Raw genomic sequence first — 19,073 nt, 5'->3', positions numbered from 1 at the left:
GCCAGACCACCACTCTCTTACGTCGATGTGAGCACGACAGCGACATCCGTGGGAAGCGCTGCCAGATCCGTGTTCCAGCCTAATCCCATTAAGGGAAGGCTGCGCCCCGCTTGCCTGATGGGTAGCGTGGGGTGCATGGAGTTCTATGGCGAGGCCCCGACGTTCGATCTCACCTACTCGGACGTGTTCCTCGTCCCGTCCCGTTCCGGGGTGACGTCGAGGCTCGATGTGTCGCTCGCTCCCGGTGATGGGACAGGTGCGCAACTGCCGATCGTCTCGGCCAACATGAACTCGGTGACCGGCCCCCGGCTTGCCGCGACCCTCGCACGCCGTGGTGGACTCGGTGTTCTGCCTCAGGACATGCCGCTCCAGCGGCTGGATGCCGCGATCCGCTGGGTGAAGGATCGTACCATCGAGTTCGACGTCCCGGTCGAACTCGGCCCGGATGCGACCGTCGCTGACGCGCTCGCGCTCATCCCGCCGCTCGATGGCCACGGCATCGTCCTCACAACTCCCGACGGTTCCTACGCGGGGTGCATTCCGGCGGTGGAACTTGAGGGCAAAGACAGTAACGCCCGGCTCGGAGACCTCGCCTCGGGAGCGTTGCCGTCCATCGACGCGGAGGACGTCAGCGACCCCCGCGCCGCCTTCGACCTTCTCGTCGCTGCCGACCTCACGTTCGCACCGGTTCTCCGGCACGGCCGCCTCGTAGGTACGCTCAGTCGGACCTCTGCCTTGCGCTCGACCCTCTATCGGCCTGCGGTTGACTCCTCAGGGCGGCTTCTCGTGGCCGCGGCCATCGGGATCAACGGAGACGTCGCCGCCAAAGCGAAGGCGCTCGCCGCAGCCGGTGTCGACACGCTCGTCCTCGACACGGCGCACGGGCACCAGGAGGGCATGCTGCGCGCGCTGGCCGCGGTGAAGAGCCTCGGCCTGGGAATTCCCCTCGTCGCGGGGAACGTCGTGACGGCACAGGGAGTCACCGATCTCGTCGCTGCCGGCGCTGACATCGTCAAGGTGGGAGTCGGTCCAGGTGCGATGTGCACCACCCGCATGATGACCGCCGTCGGACGACCACAGTTCTCGGCGGTACTCGAGGCGGCCGAGACGTCGCGTGACCTCGGCGCCCACGTCTGGGCGGACGGGGGAGTGCGCTATCCGAGGGACGTCGCCCTCGCGCTCGCCGCCGGCGCTGCATCCGTCATGGTCGGTTCCTGGTTCGCCGGGACGGTCGAAGCGCCGGGCGCCCTCGCAACGGATGCCTCCGGTCGTCTCTACAAGGAAAGCTGGGGAATGGCGTCGACGAAGGCGGTGCAGGAACGCTTCGGTCGGCTCGACCCGTACGAACTGGCGCGCAAGACTCTCTTCGCTGAGGGAATCTCCTCGTCGAAGATCTACCTCGACCCGGACCGGCCGTCGCTCGAAGATCTCCTCGACATGATCACGTCAGGCATCCGCTCGTCCTTCACCTACGCTGGCGCGGCGTCGCTCGCTGAGTTCCGGGAGCGTGCTCTCGTCGGGTTGCAGTCAGCTTCGGGATACGACGAGGGCAAGGCTCTCCCCGTTTCGTGGTGATCGCACCGCTCGCGGCGTCAGCGACCTAGCTGTTCACCTCTGCACCGCACGCAAAACAGGAGATCGCACGATGTGCAGGATGCTTTCGCGATTTCTCTCCTGTCAATCGTGCGATCTCCTGTAAACCCGCTTCGGCGGGAGCGGATGTCGCGCTCCTGCGCTCGGGGACGGGACGTCCGGATGCCCGACGCGTCGATTCCACCTCTCGCACGGTTTCCATCCACCCGCGGCTGCGTATAATCAGACCCACAATGGACGACCCCCCTCCTGCCGATTCGCCCGAAGCCCATCCACCCGTCTCGCCCCGGCGGGAGTTGATCCATGTTTGAGTGGATCCTCCTCGCGGTCGGCCTGGCACTGACCGTCGGAACCGGCCTCTTCGTCGCAAGCGAATTCGCCCTCGTCAACCTCGACCGCTCCGACCTCGAGGCACGTCAGTCACGTGGTGAAAGCCGGCTCGGCATGACCATCGCTGCGCTGAAGATCACCTCGACGCACCTGTCGAGCGCTCAACTGGGCATCACGCTCACCACCCTGCTCACCGGTTACACCATGGAGCCGGCGATCAGCACCCTCCTCACTCCGGTGCTCGAAGCGATCGGCCTTCCCTCCGGAGCAGTGACGCCGATCGCGGTGACCATCGCCGTGATCATCGCCACTCTGCTGTCGATGATCATCGGCGAACTGGTGCCCAAGAACTTCGCCCTCGCGTTGCCGATCGCCACCGCGAAGCTGGTCGTCCCGTTCCAGACCGTGTTCACCACGGTGTTCAGACCCGCCGTGAGCCTTCTCAACGGAAGCGCCAACGGCATCCTCCGCTCGATGGGCATCGAGCCCAAGGAAGAACTTTCCGGCGCCCGCACCGCTGAAGAGCTCTCGAGCCTCGTGCGGCGAAGCGCAGGCGCAGGCACGCTTGAGAGCGACACCGCCACCCTCCTCAACCGCACCCTCCTGTTCGCCAACCACACCGCCGGTGATGTGATGACTCCGCGCCCGCGCGTGGAATCCGTCCGCCGCAACGAATCGGCGGAGGTGGTCGTCGAACTCGCCCGCACGACCGGATATTCGCGCTTCCCGGTCATCGACGAGGACGCGGACGACGTCGTCGGTCTCGTGCACGTCAAGCAGGCGATCGCCGTCCCGCGCCCCAAGCGAGCGGATGTCCCGGTGTCAGCCCTGCAGTACGACATCGTCCGGGTGCCCGAGACGATGCGTCTCGACGCCCTTCTCGAAGAGCTCCGTGGCCGCGGATACCAGATGGCCGTCGTCGTCGACGAGTACGGCGGAACCGCCGGGATCGCCACCCTCGAGGATCTCGTCGAAGAACTTGTCGGAGAAGTCGCGGACGAACACGACCGCACGCGAGCCGGCGTGGTCAAGACACTTGATTCGATCGCGTTCCCCGGGAGCCTCAGGCCCGACGAATTGCTCGAACGCACCCAGATCTCGGTTCCCGAGGACGGCCCGTACGACACCGTGGCGGGGTACATCATGTCTGAGCTCGGCCGACTCCCCGTGATCGGCGACGAGGTCTCCATCGACTCCGGTTCTCTGCGGGTCGAACGTCTCGACGGCCGCCGGATCGACCGCATCCGCTTCACCCCGAACCCCGTCGAGGAAGGCGAAGACAATGAGTGACTGGGCAGGAATCGCCTGGCTCTTCGTGCTGCTGGCCGGGAACGCGTTCTTCGTCGGCGCCGAATTCGCCGTCATCTCGGCCAAGCGGTCGCAAATCGAACCGCTCGCCGAACAGGGCAAGCGCAGCGCCATCACCGCACTGTGGGCGATGGAACATGCAACGCTCATGCTCGCGACGAGCCAGCTGGGCATCACCGTGTGTTCGCTGCTCATCCTCAACGTGTCGGAACCGGCGATCCACCACCTGCTCGAGATCCCGCTGCACCTGACCGGGCTTCCCGACGAGGCCGTCGGCACGATCGGCTTCATCATCACGCTGCTGCTCGTCTCGTACCTCCACGTCGTGTTCGGCGAGATGGTGCCGAAGAACCTGTCGTTCTCGGTCCCGGACAAGGCTGTGCTGTTCCTCGCCCCGCCGCTCGTCTTTGTCGCACGGGTGTTCAAGCCGGTGATCTGGTCGCTCAACGCGACAGCAAACGGCGTCCTGCGACTGTTCGGCGTTGAACCCAAGGATGAAGCGACATCGACGTTCACTCTCGATGAAGTCGCCAACATCGTGAACCAGTCGACGAAGGAAGGCCTGCTGCTCGACTCGACCGGCGCGCTTCTCGCCGCCTTCGAGTTCACGAACAAGAAAGTGATCGACGTCGCCATCCCGCTCGACGGCCTCGTCACGCTCGCTTCAGACACCACTCCGGCGCAGGTCGAGCGGGCCGTCGCCAAGCACGGGTTCTCCCGCTACGTCGTCGTGGACGACGCCGGGCTGCCGAGCGGATACCTTCACCTCAAAGACGTGCTCAGGATGGAGTCGTCAGCAGAGCCCGGCGACGAGGACCGGCCGGTTCCCGCGAAGAGGATCCGCCAGCTCGTGTCCATCTTCGAGGACACCGACCTCGAAGACGCCCTCGCCATCATGCGGCGCTCAGGTGCCCACCTGGCGCGTGCGTTCAACTCGGACGGTGAGACGACAGGCGTTCTGTTCCTCGAGGACATCATCGAGGAACTCGTCGGCGAAGTTCAGGATGCGACGCAGCGCCGCTGATCAGGCCGGAACGACCGCAGGGAACGGTGCCCGGAGATACTGACCGGGCGTCGCGGCCGGCACATCGAGCGCCGCGGCAGCCCGCAGCGCGAAGTGCGGGTCGCGGAGCGCTTCCCTGCCGACCATCACGACATCGGCCTGCCCGGACGACACGATCCGGTCGGCTTCGACCGGGTCGGTGATGAGACCGACAGCGGAAACCGTAACGGCGGCAGTGTCCCTGACGTGGGTCGCGAACCGGACCTGGTAGCCGGGGGAGAGCGGGATGTCGACGCCGGGGACGGCTCCACCGGTGGAGATGTCGAAGAAGTCGGCACCGGCATCCGCTGCCCACCTGGCGACGGTCGCTGTTTCGGATTCGTTCCAGCCGCCGTCTGCCCAGTCCGTTGCGGAGAACCGGACCGCGAGAACCGTCTCGCCGATCTCGGCTCGGACTGACTCGACCACGCGCAGCAGGAGACGGGCGCGGTTCCCGAGACTTCCGCCGTGGGCGTCGGTACGGGTATTCACGAGTGGGGAGAGGAACTGGTGCAGCAGGTACCCATGGGCGGCGTGGATCTCGACGACCTCGAAGCCTGCGCTCACGGACCTACGCGCTGCGGAGGTGAAATCGTCGACCACGGCGTCGATTCCCCGATCGTCGAGGGCGGCAGGGGCAGCGAACTCTCCGAACGGTTCAGCCGTCGGACCCACCGTCTTCCAGCCACGTTCTTCAAGCGGCACGGAGCCGCGTTCGTCGGTTCCCCAGGCCGGATAGGTCGAGCCCTTCCGGCCGGCATGACCCAGCTGGATACCCGCCACTGCGCCCTGCGAGCGGAGGAAGGCGGTGATCCGCGACCACGCAGCGGCCTGCTCGTCTGTCCAGATCCCGGTGTCGAACGGCGAGATCCGGCCCTCGGGGCTCACGGCCGTCGCTTCAGCGAAGACGACGCCTGCACCACCCTTGGCGAATCCGCCGAGGTGGACGAGGTGCCAGTCGGTGGGCACTCCGTCCTCGGCGAACACGGAATACTGGCACATCGGTGCGATCCAGAGCCGGTTTCGCACGCTCAGGGAGCGAAGGGCAATGGGGTCGAACAGTCCGGGCATTCTTCTCCTCGTTCGGCGGCTTTCAACCTATCGTGAAGGCATGGGAAATTCTGCAGGACCGCACTGGATGCCGTGGGCTGAGCGAGACGCCGCCGCCCACGTCGCCGTCCCCACCGCAGTGTCCGACAAATACAGTCGTGGCGTGCTCGGCGTCGTGACCGGCTCGAGCGCCTACCCGGGTGCAGCCGTTCTCGGGGTGGAGGCGGCAGCTCGCACGGGCATCGGCATGATCCGGTATCTCGGCGACGCAACGGAACCCGTGCTCGCACGGCGGCCCGAGGTGGTGTCCGCACCGGGCAGGGTGCAGGCGTGGCTCATCGGATCAGGAACCGATTCGCAGGACCTCGGCCTGCTCGCCGCCCTGTTCTCCGACGCGCTGGCGTCCGCCGAGCCGGTGATCGCAGACGCCGGCGCGCTCGAGAGCGTCGCGCTCGCGCCACGCCGCGGGGTCATCGTGACGCCCCACTTCCGTGAGCTGGCGCGCATGCTGGCCGCGGGCGGCACGAGGGTGGATGTGGCCGACATCGCCGCCGACCCCGGACGCTGGGCGGTGCGAGCGGCGAACCGGCTCGGCGTCACGGTTCTCCTCAAAGGCGCGACGACGTGGATTGCAGAGCCGGACGGTCCTCAGCTCAGCGTCTCGATCGCTCCTCCGTGGACGGCGACAGCCGGCGCCGGTGACGTGCTCGGCGGCATCCTCGGTGCCCTGCTCGCCACGAATGCGGCGACAGCCGTCGAACCGGGGATGCCCGCAAGACTCGCGGCATCCGCTGCGGTGATCCACGGCCTTGCCGCGTCAATCGCATCCCGGGGCGGTCCGATCACGGCGCTCGACATCGCGGAACGGGTTCCGGATGCCGTCCGCAGGCTGCTCAGCTCTGAATCGGGGTGAGATCGCTTCACAGCCGGTTCTCAGCCATGGCTCCGAACAAACTCCTGAACACCCGCGCCGGCCTGACGGAACAACGGCCGGGAACCGCTTCACGTACCGGAGGACACACCATGAGAACTCGAACCCGCAACGGCATCGGGGTGCTGCTCGCCGGACTGGCTGCTGTCGTACCACTGGCGGGCTGCTCCTCCGGGGCAGCGGAGCCGGGACCAGAACCCACGTCAGCAGGCGGGGAAGCGACGCCCGACTACGCCGACGGTTCATACACGGCAGATGGCGGCTATCAGTCTCCCGGTGGCGCCGAATCCGTCACGGTCACGCTCACTCTGGCGGACAATACGATCACCGAGCTTGAGGTGACCGGTTCGGGCGGGAGCCCGAACGCGAAAAAATTCCAGGGCGAGTTCATCGAGAACATCGACGACATCGCCGTCGGCAGGAGCATCGCGGACCTCGACGTATCGAAGGTCGCGGGGTCCTCGCTGACCAGCGGAGGCTTCAACGAAGCACTCGACAAGATCAGGGCCGATGCGAGCTGAGCAGTCGACCCGGCTCGTCTTCGACGCGATCGGGACCAGCTGGCAGATCGATTGCGACGAACCGATCGAGGCCGATACAGCGAGCCGGGTCGAGGACCGCATCGAACGCTTCGATGCCATCTGGTCACGGTTCCGGGCGGACTCGGCCGTCTCGGAACTGGCGCTCAGCGCGGGCAGCAGAGACTTCGGTCCCGACGCTCAACCACTGTTCGAACTGTTCGAGCGGCTGACGGCGGTGACGGATGGTGCGGTCACTCCCGTGATCGGCGACGCGCTCAGCCGGCTCGGGTATGACGCAACGTACTCGTTCGTCGCTGCGTCCGGACCGAGCGTCCCGGCGCCGAACGTGAAGAACGTGCTCCGTGTCACAGGATCTGTGGTGGATGTGACGACACCGATCACCATCGACATCGGTGCGGTGGGCAAAGGTTATCTCGTCGACAGGGTTGCCGATATTCTCGCCGAGGCGGGACACGGGACGTTCACGGTGGACGCCTCGGGTGATATCGCCCATCGTGGGCAGCCGATCCGGGTGGCGCTCGAGCATCCGTACGATCCCGCTCTCGCGATCGGGGTCGTGACCCTGGCCTCCGGTGCGCTGTGTGCATCCGCGACGAATCGGCGGATGTGGGGGAACGGTCTTCACCACGTGATCGACGGACGCACGGGATCTCCCGTCGACACCGTCGTCGCGACGTGGGCGACGGCGAGCGATGCGGCAACCGCAGACGGTCTCGCGACCGCGTTGTTCTTCGAACCACCAGGAGCCATCGTTTCGTCCTTCGATGCTGAGGGGCTCCGGATGCTGACCAGCGGCCGGATCGAACGGTCACCCGGATTTCCGGGGGAGGTGTTCAGTTGAGACGGCGCCTGGAGACCGCGCTGGGCCGGGTGAGCATGTACCGGCTCGTCACCGTGCTTCTCGTCGCTCTCGCCGTTCTCAGCGGTGTCCTGTCGCTGACCGGCGCCCTGTTCTTCACACCGCTGGAGCTTGCGGCTGGTTTTGCCGTCGCCGTCGGGGTGAGCATGGGCTCAAGCTGGTTGGTGTCCCGGATCTTCCGCGTCACGTCACACCCCGAGTCCGCGATGATCACCGGTTTGCTGCTGTTCTTCATCTTCCGTCCCAGCATCGAGCCGGCCGACCTCGCCGGCACGGCCGTCGCCGCCATCGTTGCGACGGCGTCGAAGTATCTCCTCGCCGTGAGGCGCAGGCACATTTTCAACCCGGCGGCGATCGGTGCCGTCGTCGTCGGCGTCACGGGGCTCGGGGTGAGCTGGTGGTGGGTGGCGAGCGGCGCGATGCTCCCCGCAGTCGTCCTCGCCGGGTTCCTGGTGTTGTACCGGACGCGACGAGTCGCGCTCGCGGGCGTCTTCATCGCCGTCAGCGCGGTTCTGCTGTCGGTGCGACTGTTGACCGGAGGCGGTGCTGTCGCTGACCTTGCCACCGTCTTCACGTCGTATCCCGTCCTCTTCTTCGCCGTGTTCATGCTGACGGAGCCGCTGACTCTTCCTCCGAAGCGATGGCAGCAGCTCGCGGAGGCGGCGATCGTCGGCGTCCTGTTCTCCGTCCCGTTCAGTATCGGACCGGTGTTTTCCACTCCCGAGCTGGCGCTCGTCGTCGGTAACCTGCTGGCGTTCGTCGCCGGCCAGCGCCGAGGCATCCGTCTCGTGTTCGAATCGAGGTCGAGGTTGACACCGACCGTTGTCGAGTTGAGGTTCCGGCCGGAGAAGCCGGTCGTCTTCACGGCCGGGCAGTATCTCGAGCTCTCCCTCCCGCATCCCTCAGCCGACCGGCGAGGTGCTCGGCGAATGTTCTCGATGTCGTCTGTGCCGGCGGCCGAGACGCTGACGATCGCGTATCGGGAGCACGACCCAGGCAGCAGTTTCAAGAAGGCGCTGTCGCGGCTCGAGCCGGGTGACCGGGTCACCGCCACCGGGGTGTGGGGCGACTTCCGTCTTCCGTCGGATTCCGGGGTGCCGCTCGGTCTGATCGCCGCCGGCATCGGAATCACGCCGTTCATCAGTCAGCTCGAGGACGCTGCCGCGGGGAAAGCGCGGGACATTGTGCTCGTCTACGCGGTGCCGGATTCGACCGAGATCGCCTACCTGGACCAGCTCGAACGCCTGGGCGTCCGGGTGCTGCTCGCCGCGCCTGAACCACCGGACGTGCTTCCGCTCGGGTGGACGTACCTCGGCCCCGGCCGGTTGACGGGGGATCGGCTCGCGGCGGCGATTCCCGATCTCGACGAGCGGCGGATCTTCATCTCGGGGCCGCCAGGACTGGTCGGTGCCCTCAGGGACGTCGCAGGAAGACGGGCGAAGACCGACGCGTTCTCCGGATACTGACGTCCCTCCGCCTAGGATGAAGCCGGTGGACAAGCTCAGAGCGGGAGCCAGGCGTATCGACGTCTGGGTGGCTTTCGTTCTCGTGCACGCTGTCGTCGGCTGGATCTGTCTCGGACTGCCAGGCACGGGCGTCGGCGAATATGCCATCGGCCTCCCGCTCGGAGACGTGACCCTCGTCTACCGGCCCTGGGTGGAACAGGCGCTCGGCGGCGGACCCGTCGTCGGAATCGACTCCTCGTGGGTGTACCCGATCGCGGCGATCGTGCCGATGCTCGCTGCCATGGGATTCGGCGCTGACGCCTACGGTCACGTCTGGCTCGTCCTCGTGACGGTGGCGAACGCGGCGGCGTTCGCCGTGTTGCTCGGCCGAGGGACATCGAGACGCCGTGAGGCCGCCGCATGGTGGTGGCTAGCATTCATCGCGCTTCTCGGACCGATCGCCCTCGCGCGGATCGATTCCATCACCGTCCCGATCGCCGTTGTCGCACTTCTGCTCGTGTCGAAGCATCCGTTCGTCGCTGGCGTTCTGCTCGCGCTTGCCACCTGGATGAAGGTCTGGCCGGCGGCGCTCATCGGTGCCCTGCTGGTGGCATCCCGCTCGCGCTTGGCGATCCTCCTGGCGGGAGCAGCAACGAGCGCCGGAATTGCGGTCGTCGTTGTCGTGCTCGGGGGCGGCGAGTACCTGTTCGGGTTCGTCACCGAGCAGACCGGGAGGGGGCTGCAGATCGAGGCTCCCGTGGCGACTCCGTACCTGTGGCTTGCGGCAGCGGACGTCCCCGGAAGCTTCATCTACTACGACGACCAGATTCTCACCTTCCAGGTCACCGGCCCCGGCGTCGCCGCTGCCGCGCTCGTCATGACCCCTCTGCTCGGTGTCGCTGTCGCCGGAACCGTGTTCGCCGGGGTCCTGGCCTCACGGAACGGGGCATCCGTCGTCCGGTTGCTCCCCTCGTTCGCGCTCGCCCTCGTTCTCGTGCTGATCACGTTCAATAAGGTGGGGTCGCCCCAGTTCCAGACCTGGCTGGTCGCCCCGGTGATTGTCGGGCTCGTCTACCGGGGGCGAGCGTTCGCCACGCCGGCGGTGACGGTCCTGGTGCTCGCCGCTCTCACCCAAGTGGTGTACCCGTACCTTTACGTCGGGCTGCTGTCCGCTGAACCGGCGATGGTAGCCGTGCTCAGTGTGCGGAATGTGATCTTCTTCGCCGTGCTCGGCTGGGCACTGTTCGATATCGCGAGGGCCGGTCAGTCCTCGTTGAGAGCCCGTTCCAGCCGATCGACCTTGGCGGTCAGTTCACCGGAATAGCCCGGGCGGATATCCGCCTTGAGCACGAGTGAGACCCGCGACCCGAACTGGCCGGCGGCATCTGTCGCTCGTTTGATGACGTCGAACACCTCGTCCCAGTCACCCTCGATCGTGGTGAACATGGCGTCGGTGGAGTTCGGGAGACCCGAATCGCGAACGACCCGGACGGCGGCGGCAACCGCGTCGTGGACGGATGCGTCGGCGCGGCCGGTTCCGGATGGTGCGACTGAGAATGATACGAGCATTCAGTCATCCTCCCACCGTCGGAGGAGAAGCGGGTAGCTTCGGGTCAGTCGAGAATGATGCCGTCGAGGATCGCACGCTTGCGGAGGGCGACCTTGGTTCCCACGTCGAAGCCCGATGCACGGTACTTCTCCCTGATGCGCTTGAGGTAGCTCTTCGCTGTCTCTTCGGAGATCCCGAGCTCGTAAGCAACTGACTTCACCGGTTCGCCCGCGGCATACAACGCCATCACGCGGCGCTCCTGTGCGCTGAGCTTCGGCGCGCCCGTCGTCGTGGCGTTGAGGGCGATGTCGAGTTCGTGGGAGATGAACGATTCGCCGATGTACGCCGCGCGAATGGCTTCGACGATCATCGTCGGATCCTCGGTCTTGACGAGGTAGCCGAGCGCGCCGGATGCGAGTGCTTCGCGGACAACGGCCGGGTCGGAGTACGTGCTCATCAGGACCGTCTTCACGCCGGTCGTCTTGAGGATCGACAGCTTGAGCGACACCGGGATGTTGTCTTTGAGGTCGAGGTCGAGCAAGACGACGTCGACGGGGAACTCAGGATGCGTCAGCAGTTCCGGCCAGGTGGGAAGGGCGGCAACCATGCGGATGTCGCTTGCTGCCCCGCGGATCCATTCCGTCAGCGCCCCGAGGAGCATTTTGTGATCATCGACGATCGCAAGACGTATGGGGGTTTCCGCGCTGCTCATCTGGTTTCTCCTCTGGTGTCCACGGTTCATTGATCGATCGGACTGTCGACCGTGCACTCGATCACGACCATAAGCGCGCCCGAAGTCGTTGTATCAACATAGCGCCCTGCACGACCGAGGTGCTGCCATGTGGCGGGTTCGACATCGACGCGGCGCATGCCGCTCGCTTCGATCGTGATCGGGAACCGCAGTCGCTGCCGACCTCCCGGGGTCACGGGGACGGCGGGCCCAAGAGTGAGAACGGCGTTCCGTGCGGTGCGCTGCTCCCCGTACATGAGTAGCCACAGCGCGGAGAGAAGACCGTCCCGCTGGCCCTGGTCGAGAAGCGCGGCGAGGGCTTCATCGTCGCGGATCTCCACCGAACCGGAGAGGAAGTCCGATTCAGCGATCGCGTGGTGCAGCCAGGTGTGGTTGCGACCAGCGACGAGGTGACGACGAAGCACCGTCGACAACTCCCCGGCCCGTTTGGCGCGCTCGGGTTCGAGCGGGAGCGGCTCGCGGCCTGACGAGATGTCATCGAAGAGCTGTTCCACCTCGAGGTCGACACTCGCGAGTTCATCTGACTCGAGCATGCTGACCCCGAAGGCCGGCGCCGCGACCGTGCTCTGGATCAACACGCGGTCGAGCGCCATGAGGACCATGCGACGGTACGACGCGACGATGACGCAGGCGATCAGCGGCGGTGCTATCGCGAACGCGGTGAGGAGCGTGTTGATCGCCGACGCGAACGACGTCAGGTCGGGGCGGAAGACGAGGGAACCGAGAAGAACCACACCGAGGATGCCCGAGCTGATCGCCACGTCCGGCACCGACCGGAGCGTGACGATCCCCAGCAGTACTCCTCCCGCTGCGATCGCCGCTGTGGGGTAGACCCCGTGGGCAGCGGCGCTCCACGCGGCGACGAGATCGAGCGCAACGACGACCGAGAGACTCGCCAGAAGCATCGCGAAAGCCAGGTTGCGCAACAGGTACCCGCTTGCCCGGACCCGGAGGATCGTGATGACCGAGGTGATGAACAGCAGAAGCCAGGCGCCGGCGCTGGTCAGGGGATACGTGAACTCGGTGAACGACACACAGAACCGGCCGAACGCGGCGAGGATCAGAACCGCTCCCGCGATGGCGAGGGAGGTACCGAGCTGGCTGGCGCCGAGCGTTGCCCGCGCTGATTCGGTGCGACCAGGGCGCCGCTGGTTCGGGCTTGAGCGGCTCATTTCGGCATCTCCAGCACGACGGTCGTGCCGGCGTCCGGCGCGCTGAAGACGCGGACGCTGCCTCCGGCGTCTCGAACCCGGGCGACGACGGAATCGGCGAAGCCGAGCTTGCCGTCCGCAACGATCGTCGGATCGAACCCACTGCCGGCATCGGTCACGACACCGCGGACAATCTCGCCGTCGTCGCTCAGTGTGACGTGTGCGTCGCTGACTCCCGAATGCCTGCGGACGTTCTCGAGGCACTCGGACAACGCGAGGATGAACGCCTCGAGTTTCCGACCGGGCAGGCCGATCTGTCCCGATCCATGCCAGTCGATATCCAGGCCCATGGAGCCGAAACGGCCTTTGAGCGCTTCGAGTGTCCCGCCGAGTGCGAGCTCGGCGGTGTTCGTGAGGGTGTACTCGCCGGACGAGCGGGGTTGGGGCGTTTCACCGAGGCGCAGCCGTTTGAGGAGTGCGCGATCGGATTCGGCCTGCGCTCGCATGGATTCCGCGGGAACGCCGACCCCGGAATGGGCGAGGAGAGTCAGGGTAGCGAGTACGGTGTCGTGCAGCAGGCGGGCGTCGCGGTGCCGCTGTGCCTCGGTCTCGCTGGCTCGGCGCTCGATGTTGTGGGCCCGCCCGATACTCGACACGCGCCGCATGACGCGCGGGAAGCTGGAGCGGAGCCAGTACCCGAAGAGTGTCGAGATCGCCCAGCCACTCGTCACGAGGATGATGAGGGACGGCATCCGACCGGTGGCGTTCTGGCTCAGGGCGAGCAGGAATCCGATCGTGCTGAGAAAGCCCGCCATCAAACACAGGAGCTGGCCCCACGATGACACCAGGATCGTGGCCATCGACCCGATCCCCCAGGCGGCGATGGCGCCGACGGCTGCTCCCGTCGCCATGTTGAGCACGCCGTTCACAGGGATGTAGATCGCCGCGATGAGGGTCAGGCCGATCGAGAACGCGAGGACCATCCACAGCGGGCTTGGCCTGTGGGTCATGGCGACCTGCGTTGCGGCGAGCGCGCCGATGAGAGCGAGGCACCCCACGGTGTTCGCCGGGGGAAGCGCACCGGGGAGAGAAATGCAGACCGCGGCCACGAGGCTGCCGGTGAGCCCGAACAGGCGGGTGGTGCGATAGAGCAGCCGGGCGAGCTGCCATGAGAACCGGTCGCGTTCCTCGGCGCTCAGGCGGGACGGGCTCATGTCCCGGCTCGCGCGGCGCAGCGCGGGTCGTGAGAGCCAATCATGTCGAGCAGTCTAGAGGGACCAGGGGGTCAGGAGGCCCACGCGGCGCGCCGGTCGGCAGTGTCGAGGAGCCGGCGCAGGTGCGCGCTGACAGCATCCGCTTCGATCAGGAAGCCGTCGTGCCCGAAGTCCGACGTGATGACGGCGGGCTGGTCGCCGTCGATATTGGTGCGGATGCCGCGGGCAATCGCGCGTTGTCCCTCCAGCGGGAACAGCCGGTCGGAGTCGATGCCGAGGACGAGTGTGGTTGCGGTCACGTCGGCGAGCGCCGCGTCCATACCGCCCCTGCCACGTCCGATGTCGTGCGAGTTCATGGCCTCGACGAGCGTGATGTAGCTGTTGGCGTCGAACCGGCGGGTGAATTTGTTGCCGTGGAAGTCGATGTACGACTCGACCGCGTACTTGCCGCCGTCGCCGAGCGGGCTGATCGCCGACTGCCAGGTGCGGCTGAATCGCGAGTTGAGTTCCGATGGGCTCCGGTAGTTCAGCAGTGCCATCCGCCGGGCGAGGGCGAGTCCCCGGTGAGGACCATCGCCGTCCTGCGCGTCGTAGTAGTGGCCACCCGCGAACAACGGGTCGGTTCTGATCGCTTCGATCTGGACCGAGTTGAGGGCAATCTGATCGGCCGTCGTGTGTGGTGGTGCGGCGAGGACGGCGAGCCGGGCGACGCGGTCCGGGTAGCCGACGCCCCACTCGAGCGCGTGCATTCCTCCGGCGGAGCCGCCGACGACGGCAGCCCAGCGGTCGATGCCGAGGGAGTCGGCCAGGAGCGCCTGTGCCCGCACCTGGTCACGAATGGTGGTGTACGGGAACCGGGACGACCACTCGTACCCGTCGGGCGCGAACGACGCTGGGCCGGTCGAACCCTGGCAGCCCCCGAGCATGTTGGGTGTGACGACGAACCACTCGTCGGTGTCGATGGCGAGGCCAGGTCCGACGATGCCGTTCCACCACCCCGCTGTGGCGTGCCCGTTGCCGGCGTCACCGAGGACGTGGCTGTCGCCGGTGAGCGCGTGGGTGATGAGGATCGCGTTGTCGCGCTCAGCGGTGAGTGTGCCGTGGGTCTCGTAGGCGAGCCGGACGTGCGGCAGGTGCCCGCCGGCTTCGAAGTCGAACGGGCCGAGGTCGGCGAAGAGCCGGGACCCGGCAGGGTCGCCGTCACGCCAGGCACCGGTTGCCGGCGGTTTGCCGAGCAGATGTCGTGCCAGCTCCTCGGTGATGAAGCTGGACGGAACCGTGTCTTCGGGTGTCTGCCAGTCCATGCGTCCATTCTCTCCGTTCCGCTGGGAGCGGTGAGCAGTGTTACGACGGCCCGGTGGACGCGTCTGCAGCCAGGCGGGCGAGGCGACGCCGCGCGGCATCCTCGGATGTGGATGAGCCGCCGAGAACCCGGCGCACGGCCCCGAGCACGATCCGTGTGGCGGTGAGGACAGGCAGCGGGGACCGGCGGAGCCCGAGCATCCTCCGGTATTCCGCGGGGATGGATGCTACCGCGCCGGCGAACATGATGCGGTACGCAGGCATCATCGACCGGCGGAGCGGCGGGTTGCGGATGAATCGAACGGCTTCGGTCACACGATCGTCGGATTGCAGGACTCCGGCGTCACGGAACGCCGCCAGCGAGTCGGCGAGTTCGGCGGAGGAGCGGGGCGGGTTCGAGACGCCGACGAGCTCGCCCGCGGTGGCCCACTCCCGGACGTAGGAATCCGCTCCGCCGGGGATGGGGTCGCCCCAGAGGGTGTGGCAGGCGAGGAAAGAGTCGGTGAAGACGACATGCACCCAGCGGAGCAGTTCGGGGTCGCCGGCGGAGTACTCATGGATGCCGCCGGAGGTGTCGGTGTATGTTCCCCTGACCCGGTCGTGGAATCGGCCGACCCGCACCGATTCCCGTTGTGCCGTCTCGGTGTCTGCGAACGTGACAGTGATCAGCCATTGGATGGTGCCGGACAACCGGCCGAGCGGGTCCTCGCGGTACCTCGACCAGTCGTGAACCCCAGCCATGGCGCCCGGATGCAGTGTCTGGAGCAGCAGTGCCCGGATTCCGGCGACCATCGTTGCGAGACCGCCGTGCACGACCCACGATGCGGAACCGGGGCCGAAGTAGCCGGCATCCGATCCTTCTTCGATCCGGTCCACCCAGGGTGGCGTGCCATCGCTCGAACCGGACAGGGTGGTGAGGAGGTGGGATCGCCACGTGTCGGTGAACCGGCTCATTTCTCGAGCGTAACCCGCGAAAACGACTGTGGCGGCCCCGTGCGGGACCGCCACAGTAAAGGTTCAGCTAGTTAGCCGCGGGCGGCGACGACGACGGCGCGAGCGGCTGCGAGCCCCTGCTCGAGGTCGGCCTTGAGGTCCGCAACGTTCTCCAGCCCGACCGAGAGCCGCACCAGCCCCGGCGTGACGCCTGTGGTGAGCTGCTGCTCGGGGGTCAGCTGGGAGTGGGTCGTCGACGCGGGGTGGATGACGAGGGATCGCACGTCACCGATGTTCGCAAGGTGCGAGAACAGGCTGAGCGTGTTGACGAGTTCGCGACCGGCGTCGACACCGCCCTTGAGTTCGAACGAGAGGACGGCACCGACACCCTTGGGGGCGTACTTGTTCGCGGCGGCGTACCACGGGCTCGACGGCAGCCCCGAGTAGTTCACGCTCGCGATGTCGGGGTGAGAGTCGAGCCACTCGGCGATCTCCTGCGCGTTCTGCACGTGACGTTCGATGCGGAGCGACAGCGTCTCGATGCCCTGGATGAGCTGCCAGGCACTCGCAGGGGCGATCGCCGAACCGAGGTCGCGGAGCAACTGCACACGGGCCTTGATGATGTACGCGAGCGCGTCGCCGACGGCGGTGGTGTAGCTCGCGCCGTGGTAGGACGGGTCCGGCTCGGTCAGGCCGGGGAACTTCTCGACGTTCTTGGACCACTCGAATGTCCCGCCGTCGACGATGACTCCGCCGATGACCGTGCCGTGCCCGCCGAGGAACTTCGTCGCCGAGTGCACGATGATGTCTGCGCCGTGCTCGAACGGCCGGATGAGGTACGGCGTTGCGATGGTGTTGTCGACGATGAGCGGGATGCCCGCCTCGTGGGCGATGCTCGACACCAGGGCGATGTCGAGGATGTTGATCCGCGGGTTGCCGATCGTCTCGGCGAAGAACGCCTTCGTGTTCGGGCGGATGGCACGGTGCCATTCGTCTGCGTCGTCCTGGTCCTCGACGAAGGTCGTCTCGATGCCGAGCTTCGCGAGGGTGTACTTGAACAGGTTGTAGGTTCCGCCGTAGATCGACGATGACGAGACGATGTGGTCGCCGGCCTGGGCGATGTTCAGGATCGAGAACGTCGATGCAGCCTGGCCCGATGCGAGGAGGAGGGCGCCAGTGCCCCCTTCGAGCGCGGCGACGCGCTCCTCGACGACGGCCTGGGTCGGGTTCTGGATCCGGGTGTAGATGTTGCCGAACTCGGCGAGAGCGAACAGATTCTTCGCGTGGTCTGCACTGTCGAACACGTAGCTCGTGGTCTGGTAGATCGGCGTTGCACGCGCCTTGGTGGTGGGGTCTGGAGCGGCGCCGGAGTGGATCTGCTTGGTTTCGAACTGCCAGTCGGCGTTGGAATCGGCCATGAGAAGTCCCTCGTTTCGGGTTCGGGTGGAGAAGGCGGGTGAATGAGTACGGCGGGTGGTTGCCCTGAGTCGAGCCTAGGCAGGTTGGCGGTGCGCGACAACGGTTGTGAAATATGACGTAACGCTGGCGTTCTAGGCTGGTCCCATGAGTGCACAACGCGTTGTCGTGACCGGGGCGAGTTCAGGGATCGGAGCCGCGACCGTGCGGCTGTTCCGGGCTCACGGGTGGGAAGTGATCGGTGTCGCCCGCCGGGCCGACCGGCTGGAGGCGCTCGCCGCCGAGACCGGGGCTGACATCTTCGTCGCTGACGTGACGGCGCAGGCGGATGTCGACGCTCTGCGGGACTTCGTTGCGGCATCCGGTGGTGCGACCGCGCTCATCTGCAATGCAGGCGGTGCCTTCGGAATGGACTCTGTCGAGACGGGAGACCCCGACGACTGGGCGCGGATGTTCGACGTCAATGTTCTCGGAACGAAGCGGGTGATCTCTGCTCTGCTTCCCCTTCTCCGGCAGCAGGAGTCCGCGACCATCGTCGGCATCACGTCGATCGCCGGAGTCGTCGCCTACGAAGGTGGCGGGGGATACAACGCAGCCAAGTTCGCCCAGCGGGCCCTGCTGCAGGTGCTGCGGCTCGAGCTTGCCGGCGAGCCGATCCGGGTGATCGAAGTGGCGCCGGGCATGGTGCAGACCGAGGAGTTCTCGCTCGTGCGGTTCGGCGGCGACCGGGAGAAGGCGGATGCCGTCTATCGCGACGTGGAGAACCCGCTCAGCGCTGACGACATCGCGACGACGATCGTGTCAACCGTCGAACTGCCCGCCCACATTAACGTCGACTCGATCACCGTGAAGCCCGTCGCGCAGGCGGCGCCGCACAAGGTGATTCGCGGGAGCCTCCAGATGAGCGCCGGCTGATGGACGGGCCGCTGGCGGGAGGCAACATGAACTCCGTGGAACGGAAAGGCGACACCGTCCTCCGGACCGCGGGCCCGTGGACACCGACGGTGCACCGCTACCTGCGCTACATCGCCCGCAACGGGATCGACTGGGCGCCGGAACCCCTCGGTATCGACGACGATCGCGAAGTGCTCAGCTACCTCCACGGCACGGTGCCGGTCTATCCGTTGCCGGCCTGGGTCTGGGAGGACTCCGTACTGGTCGACGGTGCACGGATGCTCCGCCGCCTCCACGACGCGTCGGTCGGTTTCGCCGTCGACACCGCGACCTGGCAATCGAGCGCCAAGGTTCCCGCGGAGGTGATCTGCCACAACGATTTCGCTCCGCACAACCTCGCCTTCAACGATGAGGGACGGATTCTCGGCGCCATCGATTTCGATATGTGCTCGCCGGGCCCGCGGATCTGGGACCTGGCGTACTTCGCGACGAGGGCGTGCCCGCTGACCGCTTCACCTCCCGAAGGGGCGCCGGGACCGGACGATGCGAGGCGCAGGATCGAACTGATCCTCGCCGAGTACGGGTCGGATGCTTCATGGCTGGACGTCGTCCGGGTGGCGGTGACCCGACTGTTCGACCTCGCGGAATTCTCGATCGTCAAGGCCGACGAACTCTTCAAACCGCAATTGCGCGCCGAAGCCGTCGCGTACGAACGGGATGCCCGGTATCTGGCCGGGTGGCTGTAGATATGTCCCGGGGTCCG

At 66.6% G+C, this 19,073-nt stretch carries 18 protein-coding genes; 10 read left to right on the top strand and 8 right to left on the bottom strand.

Going from position 1 to position 19,073, the window contains the following annotated elements:
• The first annotated feature begins 135 nt into the window (after nt 1–135).
• The 3 genes from guaB1 to D9V29_RS00520 all read left to right on the top strand — a co-directional run bounded on the left by guaB1 (nt 136) and on the right by D9V29_RS00520 (nt 4,255).
• Nucleotides 136–1,575: a GMP reductase gene (gene guaB1 / locus D9V29_RS00530; protein WP_121671370.1), complete on the top strand. Its 1,440-nt coding sequence runs from the start codon at nt 136–138 to the stop codon at nt 1,573–1,575.
• A 321-nt stretch (nt 1,576–1,896) separates the two neighbouring features.
• A complete protein-coding gene (locus D9V29_RS00525; RefSeq protein WP_121671369.1) occupies nt 1,897–3,213 on the top strand; it encodes a hemolysin family protein in 1,317 nt (438 codons plus the stop codon).
• Nucleotides 3,206–4,255 (top strand): hemolysin family protein, encoded by a 1,050-nt coding sequence (locus D9V29_RS00520; protein WP_121671368.1) that lies wholly within the window; start codon nt 3,206–3,208, stop codon nt 4,253–4,255. Before D9V29_RS00525 ends, D9V29_RS00520 begins: the two co-directional genes overlap by 8 nt.
• Here the strand turns inward: D9V29_RS00520 and D9V29_RS00515 are convergent, their stop codons facing one another.
• Nucleotides 4,256–5,344: an NADH:flavin oxidoreductase/NADH oxidase gene (locus D9V29_RS00515; protein ID WP_121671367.1), complete on the bottom strand. Its 1,089-nt coding sequence runs from the start codon at nt 5,342–5,344 to the stop codon at nt 4,256–4,258.
• Between the two features lie 40 nt (nt 5,345–5,384).
• Between D9V29_RS00515 and D9V29_RS00510 the strand changes: the two genes are divergently transcribed.
• From D9V29_RS00510 to D9V29_RS00490, 5 genes are all read left to right on the top strand, one after another.
• On the top strand, nt 5,385–6,236 hold the full coding sequence (locus D9V29_RS00510; protein ID WP_229790402.1) for an ADP-dependent NAD(P)H-hydrate dehydratase: 852 nt from the start codon (nt 5,385–5,387) through the stop codon (nt 6,234–6,236).
• A gap of 110 nt (nt 6,237–6,346) precedes the next feature.
• Entirely contained in the window at nt 6,347–6,775 is a 429-nt protein-coding gene (locus D9V29_RS00505) for an FMN-binding protein (protein ID WP_121671515.1), read from the top strand.
• Nucleotides 6,765–7,637 carry an FAD:protein FMN transferase gene (locus tag D9V29_RS00500; protein ID WP_121671365.1) on the top strand — a complete coding sequence of 291 codons (873 nt, stop codon included), beginning with the start codon at nt 6,765–6,767 and terminating at the stop codon, nt 7,635–7,637. Before D9V29_RS00505 ends, D9V29_RS00500 begins: the two co-directional genes overlap by 11 nt.
• Nucleotides 7,634–9,121: an FAD-dependent oxidoreductase gene (locus D9V29_RS00495; protein WP_229790403.1), complete on the top strand. Its 1,488-nt coding sequence runs from the start codon at nt 7,634–7,636 to the stop codon at nt 9,119–9,121. Before D9V29_RS00500 ends, D9V29_RS00495 begins: the two co-directional genes overlap by 4 nt.
• A 25-nt stretch (nt 9,122–9,146) precedes the next feature.
• Nucleotides 9,147–10,424, top strand: a complete 1,278-nt coding sequence (locus tag D9V29_RS00490; protein WP_229790404.1) for a glycosyltransferase 87 family protein — start codon at nt 9,147–9,149, stop codon at nt 10,422–10,424.
• On the opposite strand, the gene D9V29_RS00485 is transcribed toward D9V29_RS00490, so the two are convergent.
• The 7 genes from D9V29_RS00485 to D9V29_RS00455 all read right to left on the bottom strand — a co-directional run bounded on the left by D9V29_RS00485 (nt 10,364) and on the right by D9V29_RS00455 (nt 17,418).
• A complete protein-coding gene (locus D9V29_RS00485) occupies nt 10,364–10,669 on the bottom strand; it encodes a thiamine-binding protein (protein WP_121671362.1) in 306 nt (101 codons plus the stop codon). The genes D9V29_RS00490 and D9V29_RS00485 overlap by 61 nt on opposite strands.
• Before the next feature lie 44 nt (nt 10,670–10,713).
• Entirely contained in the window at nt 10,714–11,361 is a 648-nt protein-coding gene (locus D9V29_RS00480) for a response regulator transcription factor (protein ID WP_121671361.1), read from the bottom strand.
• Between the two features lie 26 nt (nt 11,362–11,387).
• Nucleotides 11,388–12,572: a phosphatidylglycerol lysyltransferase domain-containing protein gene (locus tag D9V29_RS00475; protein WP_121671360.1), complete on the bottom strand. Its 1,185-nt coding sequence runs from the start codon at nt 12,570–12,572 to the stop codon at nt 11,388–11,390.
• Entirely contained in the window at nt 12,569–13,765 is a 1,197-nt protein-coding gene (locus D9V29_RS00470; RefSeq protein ID WP_121671359.1) for a sensor histidine kinase, read from the bottom strand. Before D9V29_RS00470 ends, D9V29_RS00475 begins: the two co-directional genes overlap by 4 nt.
• 71 nt (nt 13,766–13,836) lie before the next feature.
• The gene (metX, locus tag D9V29_RS00465; protein ID WP_121671358.1) at nt 13,837–15,069 is read right to left on the bottom strand and encodes a homoserine O-acetyltransferase MetX; all 1,233 of its coding nucleotides are present in this window, start codon (nt 15,067–15,069) and stop codon (nt 13,837–13,839) included.
• Between the two features lie 40 nt (nt 15,070–15,109).
• Entirely contained in the window at nt 15,110–16,021 is a 912-nt protein-coding gene (locus D9V29_RS00460) for an oxygenase MpaB family protein (protein ID WP_121671357.1), read from the bottom strand.
• A gap of 71 nt (nt 16,022–16,092) precedes the next feature.
• Nucleotides 16,093–17,418 carry a bifunctional o-acetylhomoserine/o-acetylserine sulfhydrylase gene (locus D9V29_RS00455; RefSeq protein WP_121671356.1) on the bottom strand — a complete coding sequence of 442 codons (1,326 nt, stop codon included), beginning with the start codon at nt 17,416–17,418 and terminating at the stop codon, nt 16,093–16,095.
• A gap of 145 nt (nt 17,419–17,563) precedes the next feature.
• Here D9V29_RS00455 and D9V29_RS00450 point away from each other — a divergent pair, with 145 nt between their 5' ends.
• A complete protein-coding gene (locus D9V29_RS00450; RefSeq protein WP_121671355.1) occupies nt 17,564–18,331 on the top strand; it encodes an SDR family oxidoreductase in 768 nt (255 codons plus the stop codon).
• A 26-nt stretch (nt 18,332–18,357) separates the two neighbouring features.
• On the top strand, nt 18,358–19,056 hold the full coding sequence (locus D9V29_RS00445; RefSeq protein WP_229790405.1) for an aminoglycoside phosphotransferase family protein: 699 nt from the start codon (nt 18,358–18,360) through the stop codon (nt 19,054–19,056).
• Nucleotides 19,057–19,073 lie beyond the last annotated feature (17 nt).

It is taken from the genome of Mycetocola manganoxydans (assembly GCF_003667545.1).
GTDB classification, from domain to species: Bacteria; Actinomycetota; Actinomycetes; order Actinomycetales; family Microbacteriaceae; genus Mycetocola_A; species Mycetocola_A manganoxydans.
Note: the sequence above shows the minus strand (reverse complement) of the source record. Positions and strands in the feature narration are given on the sequence as shown.

Coding starts and splice junctions, on each gene's coding strand:
- D9V29_RS00515 (WP_121671367.1), bottom strand. CDS start 5,344: ATGCCCGGACTGTTCGACCCCATTGCCCTTCGCTCCCTGAGCGTGCGA.
- D9V29_RS00450 (WP_121671355.1), top strand. CDS start 17,564: ATGAGTGCACAACGCGTTGTCGTGACCGGGGCGAGTTCAGGGATCGGA.
- guaB1 (WP_121671370.1), top strand. CDS start 136: ATGGAGTTCTATGGCGAGGCCCCGACGTTCGATCTCACCTACTCGGAC.
- metX (WP_121671358.1), bottom strand. CDS start 15,069: ATGGACTGGCAGACACCCGAAGACACGGTTCCGTCCAGCTTCATCACC.
- D9V29_RS00460 (WP_121671357.1), bottom strand. CDS start 16,021: ATGAGCCGGTTCACCGACACGTGGCGATCCCACCTCCTCACCACCCTG.
- D9V29_RS00445 (WP_229790405.1), top strand. CDS start 18,358: ATGAACTCCGTGGAACGGAAAGGCGACACCGTCCTCCGGACCGCGGGC.
- D9V29_RS00500 (WP_121671365.1), top strand. CDS start 6,765: ATGCGAGCTGAGCAGTCGACCCGGCTCGTCTTCGACGCGATCGGGACC.
- D9V29_RS00485 (WP_121671362.1), bottom strand. CDS start 10,669: ATGCTCGTATCATTCTCAGTCGCACCATCCGGAACCGGCCGCGCCGAC.
- D9V29_RS00475 (WP_121671360.1), bottom strand. CDS start 12,572: ATGAGCCGCTCAAGCCCGAACCAGCGGCGCCCTGGTCGCACCGAATCA.
- D9V29_RS00525 (WP_121671369.1), top strand. CDS start 1,897: ATGTTTGAGTGGATCCTCCTCGCGGTCGGCCTGGCACTGACCGTCGGA.
- D9V29_RS00455 (WP_121671356.1), bottom strand. CDS start 17,418: ATGGCCGATTCCAACGCCGACTGGCAGTTCGAAACCAAGCAGATCCAC.
- D9V29_RS00520 (WP_121671368.1), top strand. CDS start 3,206: ATGAGTGACTGGGCAGGAATCGCCTGGCTCTTCGTGCTGCTGGCCGGG.
- D9V29_RS00505 (WP_121671515.1), top strand. CDS start 6,347: ATGAGAACTCGAACCCGCAACGGCATCGGGGTGCTGCTCGCCGGACTG.
- D9V29_RS00510 (WP_229790402.1), top strand. CDS start 5,385: ATGGGAAATTCTGCAGGACCGCACTGGATGCCGTGGGCTGAGCGAGAC.
- D9V29_RS00480 (WP_121671361.1), bottom strand. CDS start 11,361: ATGAGCAGCGCGGAAACCCCCATACGTCTTGCGATCGTCGATGATCAC.
- D9V29_RS00470 (WP_121671359.1), bottom strand. CDS start 13,765: ATGAGCCCGTCCCGCCTGAGCGCCGAGGAACGCGACCGGTTCTCATGG.